Consider the following 16,997-nt stretch of genomic DNA (forward strand, 5'->3'; position numbering starts at 1 on the left):
TTAGCAAATATATTATTTTCTAATAATTTACATATTCAACGATTTCTAAGCCATATCCAATCATTCCGACACGTTTGGCCTGATCGGTATTGGTTACCAATCGGATTTTAGAAATGTCTATATCGTGTAAAATCTGTGCACCAATTCCAAAATCTTTACTATCAATTACAATTTTTGGTGCTTTCATTACGCCTTCAGCTTGCAATGCTTTTAATTCCGAAATTCTATTCAGCAAATTAACCGATTGCATATCCTGATTGATAAAAATAACCGCTCCTTTACCCTGTTCGTTAATCACCTTAAACATCTCGTCCAGTTGCTTGTCTGCGTTATTGGTAAGTGTTCCTAATAAATCATTATTAACCTGAGAAGAATTAATTCTGGTTAAAACTGAATCACCTAAATTCCAGGTTCCTTTAGTTAAGGCAATATGAACTTGCTTGTTCGTCGTTTGCTCATAGGCCCGAAGTCTGAATATTCCGAAACGCGTTTCAATATCAAAATCTTCTTTTTTTACGATTAAACTGTCATGCTGCATTCGGTATGCTACTAAATCTTCGATGGAAACTAATTTTAAATCGAATTTTCTAGCCACTTCCACTAATTGTGGTAGACGTGCCATGGTACCATCATCATTCATGATTTCACAAATCACACCAGCAGGTTTAAAACCAGCCAAACGAGCAAAGTCAATGGCCGCTTCTGTGTGACCGGTTCTTCGCAAAACACCGCCTTGCTTGGCAATTAAAGGAAAAATATGTCCTGGTCTTGCTAAATCGTATGGTTTTGTATTTGAATCAATTAATGCTTGCACTGTTTTCGATCGGTCGGAAGCTGAAATACCGGTTGTTACACCATGACCTTTTAAATCTACAGAAACGGTAAATGCGGTTTCCATGTGGTCTGTATTATTCACAACCATTGCTTTCAACTCAAGCTCTTTACACCTACTTTCGGTTAATGGAGTACAAATCAATCCTTTTCCGTGTGTGGCCATAAAATTGATCATTTCGGGTGTAACTTTTTCAGCAGCAGCTAAAAAATCGCCTTCATTTTCTCGGTCTTCATCATCTACTACAATAATCACTTTACCCTGACGAATGTCCTCAATGGCTTCCTCAATAGTGTTTAGTTGTATTTTTTCAGTAGTTAATATTTTAGTTGTCATTATCGTTGTTTTCGTTGTCTTGTTCGTTACCGTTAAAGTATTTTTTGTATACTATTTGAAATGGCGCAGTAATCCAATCAAAATTAATCATCACACCAATATCGTTAGTTGCCCTATACGTTAAAACAAAGGCCAATGGTGTCAGTATTATAGACGAAAGCCAGCTGCCTAAATAAGTCGGAATTCCGTCCTCCTGAGCCACTTTTTTTCCAAATGTATTTGTAAAATGGAAAGTAATAAAGATTAAAACCGCAAATACAATCGGTAATCCTAAACCTCCTTTTCTGATAATTGCCCCAAGCGGTGCCCCAATGAAAAACATTAACAAACAGGAAAAGGCAATCACGAACTTGTCGAATAATGCAAGCCAGTGTTTATTGATGTTTTTCTTTTTGTTAAACAAATCATCTTTATTGGTTTGAATAGAAAAGTCCGTACTGGAGACATTGTTTTTGGCCATTTCAACGATTCTTCCTCTTTCTTCCGTTGAAAAAACATTTAAAATCTCATCCGTACTTTTAAAATCTTTCTTATTCTGAATCTTTTTAGGTTTTAATGTAAATTCAACACCTTGTGCAATATTGTCAGAAAATAAAATAATGTCTTTGTTATAACTTTTCTGAAGAGAATCGATGGTAAAATTCAATTCACTAACATTTAACATCGAGTTAGTATTAACAATTTCTCCCTGATCTTCAGACTTGTTCAAATTAGATAAATCTATATTAATGGTATACTTCTGAAAAAAAGCTTTAGTAAAAGGAAGCCTGTTCTGCTCTTCGTACCTTTTGGGTTTAATGTCTTCGTAATAGTATCCGTCAATCAAATCAAGTTTAAGAATATTGGAGTTTTCCTCACTCTTAAGCACTCCTTTTTTGGCTTTAATGACAGTTTTATTTCCTGCTCCTTCACCAGATTTAATATGCATGGTTACTCCTTCCAGCAATTCACCGTTATCTCCTGATTTTTTATCTACTTTAATGTTTGAATTTCCTATCGTATTAAACTGTCCTTCGGCAATTGCCATGGCAGGTTTGGTCTGAAGAATTTCCTTCCTCAAGTTCACAAACATATACTCTGCTTTTGGAATGACATTATTGGCAAAGAAAAACGAAACAAAACTAAGTCCGAAGATAAATATTATCAAAACTTTCATCGCGCGCTGAAGCGAAATTCCGGATGATTTCATCGCGGCAAACTCATAATTTTCAGCAAAAGAACCGAAAGTCATAATGGAGGCTAAAAGAACCGAAAGCGGTAATACCAAAGGCACTAACCTAGGCATTGAAAAGGCAAGGAATTTAACGATTGTAATTAAATCCAGATTTTTTCCGGCCAGCTCAGAGATAAAAAGCCAAACCGTTTGCAATATGAATATAAAAAAAAGGATTACGAATACCGAGGTAAACGTAATCAAAAAGGATTTTAAAATGTAACGATCTAAAATTTTCACCCGAAACCTAGTCTAAATTATTGATGTAATAATTGGGATATTTACTTTGGGTAAAGGTAAAATGATTTTTTGAAATAGGCTGATTCGTTTTAAAAGAATTAACAGTGATAACGGTTTTTGAACCATTTTTGCCTGTTTCTATCAAATTATAAATATTTTTAGTCTGAGCATCAATACCTAACAAAATTTCTTTGCGGTTATCTTTTCCGTTTAAAGGCGTAAGTTTTACATACTGAATTTGTCTTCCTTTCACATTCTGCAGGATATCCCAGGAATATTTAAAGCCAGAATTAAAAAAAGTAAGCATTTTTGCAGGTGTAATGGCATCTGCGTCATTATCATCATGCTTGGAAATGGTAATTTCTTCGTCTTCTGGAACGATGGTATAATTTTTCTTTCCGTCGAAGATTTTGGTCACCCCCATTAAATTCAATACATACTGATTCCCTTTCATGGTCACATTCCCTTTACTCTCCTGATTAACATTCTGACGCAGGTTTTGAAGAGAATAACTGAAATTAATCTGGATATTATCGTAACCCTTAACTTTAGCAGACACCTGATCCAATAAGTCTTTAGCCTTCTGCGAATTTTGTGCAGAAACCGAAAGATTTATAAATAATACGGATGCAATAATCGCTAAATATTTATACCTTTTAAGAATTGTTGTCATTTTACATGTTATTTTGTTCGTTAGCGAAAAAATGTTCCAGAGCTACAAGATCAGGAATATTCACGCTTCTTGCCTTACTGCCTTCGAAAGGACCTACAATTCCGGCTGCTTCCAACTGATCAATTAATCGGCCGGCTCGGTTGTAACCCAATTTCAGTTTACGCTGTAGTAAAGAAGCTGATCCTTGTTGTGCCGTAACGATAATTTCGGCAGCATCCCTGAACATGGAATCTCTTTCGGAGATATCTATATCAAGACTTATGCCACTTTCTTCACCAACATACTCAGGCAACATATAAGCATTAGGATACGCTTTCTGCGAACCAATATAATCTGTAATTTTTTCTACTTCTGGCGTGTCTACAAAAGCACACTGTACACGCACTAGATCATTTCCTTGTGTGTACAACAAATCCCCTCGTCCAATTAACTGATCGGCACCACCGGTATCTAAAATTGTTCTGGAATCAATTTTAGAGGTTACACGAAAAGCAATTCGAGCCGGGAAATTCGCCTTAATCATACCCGTAATTACGTTAACCGACGGACGCTGCGTAGCAATAATCAAATGAATTCCAATAGCTCTTGCCAACTGTGCCAAACGTGCAATTGGAGTTTCTACTTCTTTACCGGCCGTCATGATTAAATCGGCAAACTCGTCTACCACCAAAACGATATAAGGCAAGAATCGATGTCCGTTTTCCGGATTTAATTTACGCTGTTTAAACTTCTCATTGTATTCTTTAATGTTACGAACCATTGCGTCTTTTAACAACGAATAACGGTTGTCCATTTCAATACAAAGGGAATTTAATGTATTGATTACTTTAGTATTATCTGTAATAATAGCATCCCCACCATCAGGAAGTTTTGCTAAATAATGTCTTTCAATTTTATTAAAAAGTGTCAATTCCACTTTCTTCGGATCGACTAATACGAATTTTACTTCTGCCGGATGTTTTTTATACAATAATGACGTTAACACCGCATTCAATCCAACAGATTTCCCTTGTCCGGTTGCTCCTGCCATCAATAAATGGGGCATTTTGGCTAAATCGACCACAAAGGTTTCATTAGAAATTGTCTTTCCTAAAGCAATAGGAAGTTCCATTTCTGCCTGTTGGAATTTAGGTGAAGCGATTACGCTTTTCATGGAAACCATCGTAGGATTGTTGTTCGGCACTTCGATACCAATGGTTCCTTTACCCGGAATTGGCGCAATAATACGAATTCCCAATGCCGCTAACGACAAAGCAATATCGTCTTCTAAGTTTTTAATTTTTGAAATACGGATTCCTGCTTCGGGAACGATTTCATATAAAGTTACTGTAGGACCAACTGTTGCTTTAATTTGGGAAATTCCGATGTTGTAGTTTTTCAGCGTGTCTACAATACGGTTTTTGTTCTCTTCTAATTCTGCCTGATTAATGGTGATGCCTCCGGAAGAATATTCTTTAAGCAATTCGATTGACGGAAACTGGTAATTAGACAATTCAAGTGTTGGGTCAAATTCACCAAAATCCTGAACTAAACGTGCGGCTAAATTTTCTTCAACCGTAGCCTCTTCTTCAATTTTTTCAATGGTAAAACTGTCGTCATCGGTATGAATGATTTCCGATTTTGGCATTTCTGTAACAGGTGAAACCAGATTCTCTGTCGGAATAGTTATCGGTGGCGTTACAACCGGCGGAACTGTCTTTAACGTAATTTCAGAAGAATTGCTTATGGTAGGCTTTAGCGCCTCTTTATTCACTTCAAAAGTGGATGGATTCGTAGTTTTTAATTCGATATTGGACAAAATCTCATCATCTTCCGCATCATTGAAATCCAAAGACGGATTGGAATTGATGATTTCTTCTTCCGTTACTTCAATAGCATCAACATCAGATACTGATACAGGTGTTACTTCCTGATTATTAATTATTTCGCCAGTCTTATTTAATTCTTCGGTAAAAGCTTTACTTCTGTTCTCAAAATAGTTTTTAATACCCTCGGTTGATACTTTAATTTTTAAAATCAGATAAACAATCAGTCCGAAAAGCAATACCAAGAACGTCCCTACTTTCCCAATGTAGTCCTGAACAAAAAGATTCATTTCATAACCGATCACACCACCCAGCTGAGGTATGTAATCCCAGAAAAAACCAAGAAGTACTGAGATTAATGTCATCGCAAACAAATCCCAAAAAATAGTATTTTTAAGTTTGCTCAATGAAATATCAACCAGCAAATAAGCTCCGGCTAAAAAGAAAAGGCGCACAAAAAGAAAAGAGGCCGCTCCAAATCCTTTATACAAAAAGAAATCAGACAACATAGCTCCCAATTTGCCAAGCCAGTTGTAAGTCTTCTCGCTTCTGTCCGCAAAAGATGTCAACGAACTCTGATCGTAATCTCCGTAAATATAATACGAAACAAAAGAAAGCAATAACGCAACAGAAAACAAAACCAGTAAAGCCCCGAAAAGGACTTTGTGGCGACGGGTAAAAAGAGGTTTCTTCTCTCCCGATGTATTATTTTCTTTCGATCCCGAAGTTTCTTTTTTGTTTGTTTTAGCCATTAACTGAAGTTGTTTTATACAAAAATAACAATCTGAACGGAATTAGATAATTCTTGGCAGATAAATTATAGCACCGATAGCAATTGCCGACAAAGCTGCAAAAAAAACTGCTCCTGCCGCAATATCTTTAATAAAACCAATACGCTCATGGTAATCCGGATGAATAAAATCAGCAATTTTTTCTACGGCAGTATTCAACCCTTCAATGCTCAATACCAATCCGAAAACCAGAATTTGAAACATCCATTCAGTAGCGGTAATATTATAATAAAATCCTGCAAATGTCATAAAAACTGCAAGTGAGGACTGCACCATAACGCTGTGCTCCGTAGTTACCAGCTTTATAGCGCCGCGAACAGCAAAACCGATACTTTTCAGCCTTCCGGTAAAAAATGAATTATCTTTATTTATTTCTCTTTTAACTTCCATTAAAGTACTGCTAAAGCATTTTCGTAATTAGGTTCATCAACAATATCCTCAACCTGCTCAGCATGCTTGATAATACCATTTTCATCTAAAACAATAACCACTCTGGAATGCAAACCTTTTAAAGCACCATCAACGATTGTTAATCCGTAATCGTTACCAAAAGAAGCGTCTCTGAAATCAGAAAGATTAACAACATTTTCCAATCCTTCAGCTCCGCAAAAACGATTCATGGCAAACGGCAAATCACGCGAAATGCAAATTACTTTCGTATTTGGCAAAGCACTCGCTTTTTCGTTGAATTTACGCACCGATGTCGCACAAGTACCTGTATCGATGCTCGGAAAAATATTCAACACCAACTGAGTTCCTTTAAAATCATTCAAAGAAGCGGTTGACAAATCTGTTTTTACTAATGAGAAGTCTTTTGCCTGTGAACCTACCTGAGGCAAAGAACCTATTGTGTTTATTGGGTTTCCTTTTAATTTTATCTGTGCCATTTCATTTATTTTTAGAGCTCCAAAAGTAAGGAAATTTAATTGAATTTCTTTTTTTATGATAAAAGGCTTTTTTATTAAATTGTTTTATCGTAATATTGCAATATAAAAATATAAGTCATGGGTGCTTCAAAAGCAGATTTTTTTTCAGAAGAACAAAACGAAATCGCATCATTATTTAAAGCAATTTCACATCCGGCAAGAGTAGCTATCATCGAATATTTACTCAAAGTGGATTCCTGCATTTGCGGAGATATTGTTAACGAATTACCCCTTGCCCAACCTACTGTTTCCCAACATCTTAAAGAATTGAAAAACGCAAATATCATCAAGGGAAATATTGAAGGTACGGCAATATGTTATTGTCTGAATCCTGAAACCATGAAGAAAATGGAAAACTATTTTTCTGGCATCTCAAAATCATTAAATACAAAATGTTGTTAATTTAAATACATACGATTATGAAATTATCAGAGATTAAAGAAGTTTTAAAAACCGTTAATACGGTTAACTTCCAGCTAGCGGACGGCACTTTTGTTCCTGAACATTTCCATGTAACTGAAGTTGGCGAAATTACCAAAAACTTTATCGATTGTGGTGGAACAGTTCGAAAAGAAACAGTTGTAAACTTCCAATTATGGAACGCGAATGATTACGAACACCGCTTAAAACCACAAAAATTGGCGCATATTATTGAGTTATCTGAGAATATATTGAACATAGCGGATAACGAAATTGAAGTAGAATACCAATCTGAGACCATAGGCAAATACGATTTGGATTTTAACGGAAATAATTTTGTTTTGGTTTCTAAAAATACAGCTTGTTTAGCCAGCGATAACTGCGGTATACCAAAAGAAAAGAAACAATTAAGTGATTTACAAACTGCTGCGGCCTGCTGCTCGCCTAATTCGGGATGCTGTTAATTATGAAAGAATTTATCATCAAATATAAAAAGCCAATCATTATTACATCATCGGTAATTACCCTTCAACTATTTTTTGGCTTTGATCCTAAATTTTGCATTATCAACATGATCTGGCTACTTGTTTAAAACACATTTATGAAGAAAAACATTTTAGTGCTTTGCACCGGTAACAGCTGCAGAAGCCAAATTGCAGAGGGATATTTACGTCATTTTGCCGGTGAAAAAGCGGAAGTTTACAGCGCAGGTGTGGAAACACACGGAGTAAACCCGAAAGCTATCGCAATTATGAAAGAAGATGGCATTGATATTTCAAATCACACTTCAAACAATATTGACGAATACTATGAAATACCTTTTGATTTTGTAATTACGGTTTGTGATAACGCTAAAGAACGATGTCCTTTTTTCCCAAGCAAAGCCACTAAATTCCATTACAACTTTCCCGATCCGGCCAAAGCGAAAGGTACCGATGATGAAATTCTGCAACAATTCAGAAATGTCAGGGAAGAAATTAAAATCTATTCCAAAAAGTTTGTGGAAGAAAATCTATAAAAAAAGCTCTCGAAATGAGAGCTTTTTTACATACAACTAGTATTTATTATTCCTTAATCACTTTAATCGTTTGTTGTTGTCCCTGATTTTCTAACGCAATAAAATATATTCCATTCGAATATTTAGACATATTTAAACTGTTTGTAGAAGTAATACCATCGAAATTAACTTCTTCAAGCAATTGTCCTAAAGCAGAATATACGGATGCTTTTATAATGCTGATATTATCCAAGTGCAAGAAATCTTTTACCGGGTTTGGATAAAATTTGAAATCTTGAGTTATATAATCGGCTGCAGTTAACGTAGTACTTATCGTAAATTGATGCTGAGGAGTAATAAAAGTAGTATTACTGGAACCCGTGTTAGGGTTTGGAATTATACTCGTTATTTTTAGAAAATAATTCCCAGGCGTTAACGTTCTGGCAAAATTTATAGTGGCTCCGGCATTGTTTTGTGCTGCACCAACTGCATTTCCTGAACTATCTAAAATTGTAGCACTCATGGAAGTTGTTGCAATTCCACTAATCGTTATGTTGGCATTTATATTATCGGTTACACTAAATTTATAATAATCATTGTCAGGATTCGAAGGAGTAGTCTGAATCGTCGTATAACCATTATACAATTTATTAGTAGTTATACCATATGCTAATTCTTTAACATTTGGCTCGTCCAAACCTTGCATAATCTGGTAATTATAACTTGGTAATTCGGTATGATTTTCAATCATATCATATCCGGAATTGAAATAAAATAATTTTACAGGATACGTTAATGATGGAAAATAAGTATTCATATTGGAAGACGGTTCTTCTACTACGCCATCCGATGTGATGTTGGTTCCAAAAAAATCAGTAATTCGTCCTATCACACTTGAAAAATCGATAAGATTATCTATTGGTTTCTGATTCAGACCTAAAATATTGTCCCCTGTAACACCATTACAGTTAATATCAACATTATAAAAATCCGGAGTCAGATCATTATCGTTCATATTAGAATTATTCTGAAGTTCTAACCCTCCATACAGAAAACGGCTTCCTCCTCCACTGTAATAATATGTTTTCTTTAAATCCCGAATTGCTTCTGATTGTAAATTAGTTCCTATTATTTGCGCTATCGTATTATTGTCACTGGCATTACTTCCTCCATGCGGTGTTCCAACAGTTAAAAGTTTAGCCACGTGATGACTTCCGTCAGCCTGCCAGTTTTCAGTATTCTGAATATATTCTCTGGAACATAATCCTCCCATACTGTGCCCAACCAAGACCACTTTATCTTTTCCGGTAAGCTGAAGTACTCTTTCAACAGCTTTTTTTAAGGCAGCTCCTTGTTTTGCAATGGCTGATTGGTTGCTCAATACATTCGTACCAAAAGAACCATCGATTTTAACATCAAAATTAACCAGATAATAATCGCCATTAATTACAGATGATTCAAAAGCGGCTATATCTGCTCCTGCTGCAGGATAGAAATTTTTATTGGTTGTGTTATTATTGTTGTCTGCATTCAGACAGAAGTCAAAACGACCACCGTAAGTAAGCCCGTATTGCGAATCAAAATAATCGAGACTTGTATTCCAGGTTTCTGAATTCGAATTCAATCCGTGAATAAAAATGATTGGATAAGCGTGCTTGCTCTCAAAAACTCTTGAAGTATTTTCCTGAATTCTTTTTAACGGAATTATGGAATCGTTTTTATAGGCATAAAACTCAAATTCCTTGTTTCTCGGTTTATACTCGAATGTACTGTTATCCTGAGCTTTTACGGCTGTATAACATAATAACGATAAAAATAAAGCATTAATAGTAGTTTTATACATAAGCATAATTTTTTAAGATGGGATATGCTAATATATAAAGAAATTGTTAAAATACTATGCATTCATAATATTTTTTCTACAAAGTTTAAAAATGAAGCAACAAAAAAGCCTTTATATCACAAAATACAAAGGCTTGAGCATTACTTAAAAAAAACATTATTTATCAATCGAACCTAAAACACGTTGCATAAAAGCATTTAAAGCTTCTTTTTTGTCGGTTCCATCTTTTACCATTTTATGAACTTCCAATGCGCCATACATGTTGGAAATCAATTCGCCAATAACATCCAATTCTTCATCTTTTAAAGACGGAACTTCCGTTAAGGCTTCCAAAACTTCAATGGTTTCCACGATATAATCCTGATCGTTTTCCTCAATAAATTGGGTCAGATGTTTAATTACAGGCAATTTCATGATTAAGCGATTTCGTTTACCAAATCTGTTAACACTTCTGCTTTGTTGGTTTGGGTTTCGTTTACCAGTTTTCCGTTTACGAAAGTTGCAAAAGTTGGTAAGTTGGAAACGTTTGCCAGTTTTCTGGATTCCGGAGAATTTTCAGCATCTACTAAAACGAAAGTAAGGTTTTCATTTTCAGAAGCTAACTTTTTAAATTTCGGCTTCATAATACGGCAATTCCCACACCAAGACGCTGAATATTGCACTACAACTTTATCGGTAGTTGCTACTATATTCTGAAGGGTATCTTCGTTTAATTCTATCAACATAACTTGAATAATTTAGGGTTAAAAAAATTCCAAACTTCAGGCCCGTTAAAAACGAATCCTGTCATTTGGAATTTATATGTTTTTACAAATTAGTTTTTGCTCAAGTAAGCAGCAGTACTTAATCTGTCGGCAGACATAGCTTCTTTTCCGTTTTCCCAGTTAGCAGGACAAACTTCACCTTTAGTCTGAACGTGCGTGTAAGCATCGATTAAACGCAAATACTCGTTCACATTTCTTCCTAACGGCATATCGTTTACACTTTCGTGGAAGATTTTTCCGGTTTCGTCAATTAAATAAGTAGCTCTGTAAGGAACGTTTGACCCTTCGATCAAATAATCACCCATTTCTTCGTTGAATACTTCTTCAGCATCTAAAATTCCTAATGCAGAAGCTAAATTTCTAGTTGTATCAGCCAATAGCGGATACGTTACACCTTCGATACCACCATTGTTTTTTGCCGTGTTTAACCAAGCAAAATGAACTTCGTTAGTATCACAAGAAGCACCAATTACAACAGTGTTTCTGTTATTGAATTCTGGTAAAGCTGCTTGAAAAGCGTGTAATTCTGTAGGACATACGAATGTAAAATCTTTTGGATACCAGAACAATAACACTTTTTTATTGTTTTTTGTAGCTTCTTCCAAAACGTTGATTCTTAAGTTATCACCCATTTCTGAAATTGCATCAACTGTAATGTTCGGGAATTTTTTTCCAACTAATGACATAATGTATACGATTTAAAGATTATTAATTTTTAACGAGGCAAAAATAGAAATTACTAATCATCCATTTGTATTATGCTTGATTATAATTTTTTATTTTATGATAAGATTTTCTTATGATTCAAAATAAAGACAAGCATGTCTTATAAAATTTACATCATTCCTTTGTAAATAAAATAATATATTTTCTTAAATTTAAAGCACTGAAAATGAAGTATATGAGCAAAAATACTTTACGTGAAGACAAAACCTGCTTAAACTGCGGTACTACGGTTGAAGATCGTTTCTGTCCGCAATGTGGTCAGGAAAATACGGAAACCAGAAAATCATTCCATTATCTGTTTACTCATTTTGTTGAAGATCTTATACATTATGACAGTGGATTCTGGAAAACCATGAAGTATTTACTCTTCTACCCGGCAAAACTAACCCGTGAATACCTTTCCGGAAGAAGAAAAGCTTATGTTGTCCCTGTTAAACTTTACATTTTTATCAGTTTTGTTACTTTTTTCCTGGCCGGCTTTATACTGAATCCGGATAATATCGCTAATAACAAAAATGATTCTTTTATAAAAATAAGCCCAACGGAAAATAAAAGCAATATTAAAGTATGGGATACTCGGGACAGCATCCAAAATAAAGAAAAGAAAACTTCTCCGGAAAAATACGGATGGTTTCCGGGATTTAAAACAGTTCAGGAGCTGGACTCTGTTCAAAATGCTCTTCCTGCCAATAAAAAAATGAACAAGTATAACTATTGGGTATTAAAGAAAATAATTGCCGTGTCCGAACACAATACACCAAAACAAGCTGCGGCCAAAGCATTGGTTTTATTCAAGCAAAATCTACCCAAGGTATTATTTCTTTATATGCCGTTGTTTGCTTTCTGGTTATGGTTAATCCACGGAAAAAAATACTGGTATTATTTTGATCACGGCATTTTCACCTTGCATTATTTCTCATTTTTATTATTACTCACGGTCTTGTTAATTATTGCGGAATGGATTCTTAGTCATTCGAATCATGTCGTTATTATCATTTTAAAGATAATCATCCGATTGACTTACTTTTTCTGGCCAATCATCTACTTTTACAAATCACACAAGCGCCTGTATGCAGAAACTAAATTTGTTTCTTTCTTAAAAAGTTCACTTTTATTTCTGATCAATTTTATTCTGATATCATTAATAATGGGACTTTGCGTGGCTTATAGTTTTATCAGTGTCAAATAAAATGTCCTTAATTTGAAACAAAACTGAATTTTATACTACTAATACTTAAATTGTAATCTGTTTGTCATGAAAAAAATACTGTTTAGCTGTATAACGCTTACTTTTTGTATTGTCAGCTGTACCTCACAACAAAGTGCTACCGCCACTAAAAAAACAAATGCGGGCATTGAAACCTACATCAATGCAATTGAAACCAACAACCTGAAAACTAATCTTTATGTAATCGCTTCTGATGAAATGCAAGGTAGAAATACAGGTGAGCCCGGACAGAAAAAAGCAGGTGAGTATATCATTAATCAGTATAAAAAATTAGGAATTTCTTTTCCTAAAGGTGCTGACAGCTATTACCAGAAAGTCCCTTCAGATTTCATGAAAAGAGGATTCAGCCCAAAACTGAACGATTCTGAAAACATTTGGGCCTACATTGAAGGCTCGGAAAAACCAGAAGAAGTTTTGGTAATTTCTGCACATTACGATCACGTAGGAATGAAAAACGGTGAAATTTACAATGGTGCAGACGATGACGGTTCCGGGACAGTAGGTGTAATGGAAATCGCAAAGGCTTTTATGAAAGCCAAAAAAGAAGGCCACGGACCAAAACGTTCTATTTTATTTTTACATGTTACCGGTGAAGAACATGGTTTACACGGTTCCCGTTTTTATTCGGAAAACCCATTATTTCCACTGAAAAACACCATTGCTGATATCAATATCGATATGATTGGACGTCGCGATAATCTTAATCCGAATGACAACAACTATATTTATGTAATTGGCTCTGACCGATTAAGTTCCGAACTTCATACCATTAATGAAGAAGTGAACAACAAATACACGAAACTTCGTTTGGACTATAAATACAACGACCGAAATGATCCGGAACAGATTTATTACCGTTCTGATCATTACAATTTTGCCAAAAAAGGAATACCGGCGATTTTCTTTTTTAACGGAATTCATGACGATTATCACAAACCAACAGACGACGTTGAGAAAATTGAATTCGACTTGTTAACCAAAAGAGCGCAACTTGCCTTTGCATTAGCTTGGGAATTAGCTAACAGAGATCAAAGAATTGTTGTCGACCGAGACGGAAAATAAAAAATAAAGTCAATAAAAACGGCGCTCAATTGAGCGCCGTTTTTAGTAAACTATAATTTAATTTTAAATCCGAAATTAAACACGAATCCATCCAAAGGTGCCCAAACTTCTGTAAATTGAGGCGTATTGTTTGGTGCTGAAATTAAACTCTCCTTTCGGGTTTGACGATAGTCGAAAATATTTTCCACATTCCCGAAGAACGTAAATTGTTTCCAATAACGTTCTACCACAGCACCATATGTCCAGTAAGACGGTGTTTTGACCAAACTGCTGAGCGTCTGGCTACTCTTAAATTCATAATCTACTCCTATTCGCCATTTTCCTGGCAGTGAGTACAATAAATCTCCTTTTACACTATGTTTTGGTGTTAAGGTAACAATTGATTTCGTTCCGCTGAAATGGTTGGTAGCATCGGTATAAGTATATCCCAAAAAGAAAACAAAATCTCTGAATCCAAATTTAAAGAATGTTTCCGCACCCTTGCTTTGTGTATATCCTACAGCATTAACAAATTCATAATTACTGCCCGAATTTTGCAATAACAACGGATTATCAAGATAAGTATAAAAGAACATCTGATTAAAATTAATAAACATTCCTTCTCCAAAATTAATTTTGTAACCGATATCGGCATTCCCGCCGTAAGATTGTTCTGCTTTTGTTGCATCTCTGTTTATGGCAAGTACATTTTTATAACCTAGCAATTCAGCCTCCTGATTAAAAATACTTGCATTTCTGTATCCTAAACCTCCGCCAATTCTTGTGGTCAGCCTGTCAGTCCATTTGAACAATGTCGATAATCGTGGTAAAACATAAAGCTTTTCATCAACTACATAATCGGTTCGCAAGCCACTTTCAATGGCTACTTTTTCACCAAGGTCGAAAGTATAATTCACGAAAGCTCCCAAAGTTTTGTAATTTTCATTTCTCAAATTATTGGTTTCCAAAGGAGTTTCTTTAAAATCATCCGAATAGAAATTCAAACCTGTTATCAATGAATTCTTGTCTTTTTTATACAAATAAGACGCTTCTGAAAAGGAAGAAAACTGTTTCCCGGCGAATTTATACTCCCCTTCTCCAAAAGTTGGTACAATCAAAAGATTTCTGTCGAAAATATTAAACGAATTTCGAAGCGTAATTGTCTTATTTTCAGCTAATTTATGATCTAGCTTAGTTTGTGTCGTGATTCGACTGATTTCGTTTTTCTCTTTGTAGAAATGGGTACTGTTAATATCTTCCTCATCCAAAAGTTGCACATCGCCACCTTGTCGTTTTTCCGTAGTAAATGTTCCACCAATATTCAGGTTGGTTTTATCATTGAAATAGAATACAATCTTCGGATTAAAATTGTATTTTACCAATTCCGGTAAATCTGTAAAACCATCAGCATCAGCATCGTACGCTCTATGAGAATTGCGCTGTGCTAATAATGTATATCCTATTTTTTCATATTTTCTGCTTGTAAACATATTCACATCAAATGCTCCGATATGAGAACCGTTTACATGCAAAATAGTTTCATCACTTTTAGGATCTTTTGAGATTAAATTGATTAATCCGGAAATTGCACCTCCTCCATAAAGTGTTGAAGTGGAGCCCTTAACATATTCTATCTGACGAAGATCCAAAGGCGGAATCTGCATAATGCTCAAACTACCGGAAAAACCACCATATAATGGAAACCCATCCTTTAACATTTGTGTATACCTACCGTCTAAACCTTGAATCCTAACATTTGCCGTATTACTGGTTGCCGAAGTTTGCTGCACCTGAATTCCAGTACTATGTGTAAGCAAATGGGCCACTTTACTCGGGTCCATTGTGGCGGCTTCATCTATTTCTTCAGTAAGAACTTCTACCCGGGTTGGAATGTTAGACAGCGTTCGTGCGGAACGGGTTCCTTCTACAATGATTTCGTCTAATTCGGAAGAATGGGATTCACTCATCAATAGTATGAGCGTTTCTCTTTGTGGAAGTTCAATGTCTTTTTCAATGGTTGTATAACCCAAATAAGAAAAAATGAAAGTTTGTTTTCCTTCCGGAAGGTTAGAAATGGATACTTCACCATTTTCATTTGAAGTTACCCCGACAGTAGTGTTTTTCATTACCACACTGACACCTGCTAAAGGATTTCCGGTGATACTGTCCTCCACCACCGCATTAAATGTATTTTGACTGAATGCTGTAAAAGCAGCAAACAGAAATACTAATAACGAAAAATAATATTTCATTTTATTTAAAATTGATTAATAAAAATTCACCTCAAGACACTATTTTATCTGAGGTTTAGCAAAAATTTTATTAACCTATTTTGGGTGGTTTCCATATGGAAAGTAAAACACTGGGCTTAAAATCATTTTTATAAAAAACAATTCCAGATGGTTTTCGATAAAGGAATGTATTAGCCGGTTTGAAATACTTTATTTCGAAATTGCAGGCCAAAATCTGATAGTTACAATTGTCTGCATGATGATGAAAAGGTAGTTTTTTATGCTCTTCATGTTCTTCTTCATGATGACTTCCATAATAATGATCCTTTAGAAAAGTGAGAAAATCAATTTTATTATGATCCAGATTGTGGTGCGAAAAGTGTGAAATTAAAATCGGAAATTTTAATAGATTCTCTGATGCAAAAGGAAATGCTATTTGCAGACAGACAAAACACAATAACAATCCCTTTAAAAATCTCATATAACAAAAGTAATTGTTTTTCAAACTACATTCAATCATTTTGAATGCTAAAATTACAGCATAAAAAAGGCACTCAATTGAGCGCCTTCCTACTTTATAAGCTATTACAGATCTTCTTTTACATCGGCATCAGGAGCATTTTTCTTAACGGATTCAATTCCATTGTCTCTTGCTGCTACAGATTCGTACATTTCGCTACTTCCAATGATTTGTCCATTAGTTGCTTTCAAATTGAAATATGGCTTTCCGTTTTTAGACTCCAAACGATCGAAACGCGCATCGTCCTGCGAGTTTTTCTTAACCGATTCGATTCCGTTTTCACAAGCTGCTTTAGTGGTATAGCCTTCACTTGCTAAAATAACCTGTCCGTTTCCTGCTTTTAAAACAAACTGAAATTCACCGTTTGCTCTTTTAGTAACTAAGAATGATCCCATGAATTTAATTTTTATT

The 16,997-nt window shown here is 35.0% G+C and carries 18 protein-coding genes; 5 read left to right on the top strand and 13 right to left on the bottom strand.

The genetic code is table 11. From position 1 onward, the window contains the following. Positions 1 to 19: 19 nt before the first annotated feature. The 6 genes from ribB to tpx are packed head-to-tail and all read right to left on the bottom strand — an operon-like array spanning position 20 to position 6,777. Positions 20 to 1,168, bottom strand: coding sequence for a 3,4-dihydroxy-2-butanone-4-phosphate synthase (ribB, locus tag ABGT15_RS05080; protein ID WP_367230331.1), 1,149 nt, complete (start codon positions 1,166 to 1,168; stop codon positions 20 to 22). Then, entirely contained in the window at positions 1,158 to 2,621 is a 1,464-nt protein-coding gene (locus ABGT15_RS05085; protein ID WP_367230332.1) for an LptF/LptG family permease, read from the bottom strand. The genes ribB and ABGT15_RS05085 overlap by 11 nt, the downstream gene beginning before the upstream one ends. A gap of 7 nt (positions 2,622 to 2,628) precedes the next feature. Further along, on the bottom strand, positions 2,629 to 3,294 hold the full coding sequence (locus ABGT15_RS05090) for a LolA family protein (protein WP_367230333.1): 666 nt from the start codon (positions 3,292 to 3,294) through the stop codon (positions 2,629 to 2,631). A 1-nt stretch (position 3,295) separates the two neighbouring features. Beyond that, positions 3,296 to 5,851 (bottom strand): DNA translocase FtsK, encoded by a 2,556-nt coding sequence (locus ABGT15_RS05095; RefSeq protein WP_367230334.1) that lies wholly within the window; start codon positions 5,849 to 5,851, stop codon positions 3,296 to 3,298. Between the two features lie 42 nt (positions 5,852 to 5,893). Then, the gene (locus tag ABGT15_RS05100) at positions 5,894 to 6,280 is read right to left on the bottom strand and encodes a diacylglycerol kinase (protein ID WP_367230335.1); all 387 of its coding nucleotides are present in this window, start codon (positions 6,278 to 6,280) and stop codon (positions 5,894 to 5,896) included. Further along, positions 6,280 to 6,777, bottom strand: coding sequence for a thiol peroxidase (tpx, locus tag ABGT15_RS05105; protein ID WP_367230336.1), 498 nt, complete (start codon positions 6,775 to 6,777; stop codon positions 6,280 to 6,282). The genes ABGT15_RS05100 and tpx overlap by 1 nt, the downstream gene beginning before the upstream one ends. A gap of 117 nt (positions 6,778 to 6,894) precedes the next feature. Here tpx and ABGT15_RS05110 point away from each other — a divergent pair, with 117 nt between their 5' ends. The 3 genes from ABGT15_RS05110 to ABGT15_RS05120 all read left to right on the top strand — a co-directional run bounded on the left by ABGT15_RS05110 (position 6,895) and on the right by ABGT15_RS05120 (position 8,254). Continuing rightward, positions 6,895 to 7,218: an ArsR/SmtB family transcription factor gene (locus tag ABGT15_RS05110; protein ID WP_367230337.1), complete on the top strand. Its 324-nt coding sequence runs from the start codon at positions 6,895 to 6,897 to the stop codon at positions 7,216 to 7,218. 17 nt (positions 7,219 to 7,235) lie between these two features. Next, complete coding sequence (locus tag ABGT15_RS05115) at positions 7,236 to 7,700, top strand: DUF6428 family protein (protein WP_367230338.1); 465 nt, start codon at positions 7,236 to 7,238, stop codon at positions 7,698 to 7,700. A gap of 137 nt (positions 7,701 to 7,837) precedes the next feature. After that, positions 7,838 to 8,254 (top strand): arsenate reductase ArsC, encoded by a 417-nt coding sequence (locus ABGT15_RS05120; protein WP_367230339.1) that lies wholly within the window; start codon positions 7,838 to 7,840, stop codon positions 8,252 to 8,254. A 46-nt stretch (positions 8,255 to 8,300) separates the two neighbouring features. Here the strand turns inward: ABGT15_RS05120 and ABGT15_RS05125 are convergent, their stop codons facing one another. The 4 genes from ABGT15_RS05125 to ABGT15_RS05140 form a co-directional block, all read right to left on the bottom strand. Next, positions 8,301 to 10,076 carry an alpha/beta fold hydrolase gene (locus tag ABGT15_RS05125; RefSeq protein WP_367230340.1) on the bottom strand — a complete coding sequence of 592 codons (1,776 nt, stop codon included), beginning with the start codon at positions 10,074 to 10,076 and terminating at the stop codon, positions 8,301 to 8,303. Positions 10,077 to 10,232: 156 nt separating this feature from the next. Beyond that, the gene (locus ABGT15_RS05130; protein WP_367230341.1) at positions 10,233 to 10,490 is read right to left on the bottom strand and encodes a DUF6952 family protein; all 258 of its coding nucleotides are present in this window, start codon (positions 10,488 to 10,490) and stop codon (positions 10,233 to 10,235) included. Between the two features lie 2 nt (positions 10,491 to 10,492). Further along, positions 10,493 to 10,801: a thioredoxin family protein gene (locus ABGT15_RS05135; RefSeq protein WP_367230342.1), complete on the bottom strand. Its 309-nt coding sequence runs from the start codon at positions 10,799 to 10,801 to the stop codon at positions 10,493 to 10,495. An 89-nt stretch (positions 10,802 to 10,890) separates the two neighbouring features. Further along, positions 10,891 to 11,526, bottom strand: coding sequence for a peroxiredoxin (locus ABGT15_RS05140; protein ID WP_367230343.1), 636 nt, complete (start codon positions 11,524 to 11,526; stop codon positions 10,891 to 10,893). A 215-nt stretch (positions 11,527 to 11,741) separates the two neighbouring features. Between ABGT15_RS05140 and ABGT15_RS05145 the strand changes: the two genes are divergently transcribed. After that, a complete protein-coding gene (locus tag ABGT15_RS05145; RefSeq protein ID WP_367230344.1) occupies positions 11,742 to 12,755 on the top strand; it encodes a DUF3667 domain-containing protein in 1,014 nt (337 codons plus the stop codon). 66 nt (positions 12,756 to 12,821) lie between these two features. Then, complete coding sequence (locus tag ABGT15_RS05150) at positions 12,822 to 13,856, top strand: M28 family metallopeptidase (RefSeq protein ID WP_367230345.1); 1,035 nt, start codon at positions 12,822 to 12,824, stop codon at positions 13,854 to 13,856. 50 nt (positions 13,857 to 13,906) lie between these two features. Here the strand turns inward: ABGT15_RS05150 and ABGT15_RS05155 are convergent, their stop codons facing one another. The 3 genes from ABGT15_RS05155 to ABGT15_RS05165 all read right to left on the bottom strand — a co-directional run bounded on the left by ABGT15_RS05155 (position 13,907) and on the right by ABGT15_RS05165 (position 16,981). After that, entirely contained in the window at positions 13,907 to 16,087 is a 2,181-nt protein-coding gene (locus ABGT15_RS05155) for a TonB-dependent receptor (RefSeq protein ID WP_367230346.1), read from the bottom strand. A gap of 70 nt (positions 16,088 to 16,157) precedes the next feature. Then, on the bottom strand, positions 16,158 to 16,547 hold the full coding sequence (locus ABGT15_RS05160) for a hypothetical protein (protein ID WP_367230347.1): 390 nt from the start codon (positions 16,545 to 16,547) through the stop codon (positions 16,158 to 16,160). A gap of 104 nt (positions 16,548 to 16,651) precedes the next feature. Next, entirely contained in the window at positions 16,652 to 16,981 is a 330-nt protein-coding gene (locus ABGT15_RS05165; protein ID WP_367230348.1) for a YegP family protein, read from the bottom strand. Between the last annotated feature and the right edge of the window lie 16 nt (positions 16,982 to 16,997).

The sequence above is a fragment of the Flavobacterium enshiense genome (genome assembly GCF_040750275.1).
GTDB classification, from domain to species: Bacteria; Bacteroidota; Bacteroidia; order Flavobacteriales; family Flavobacteriaceae; genus Flavobacterium; species Flavobacterium enshiense_B.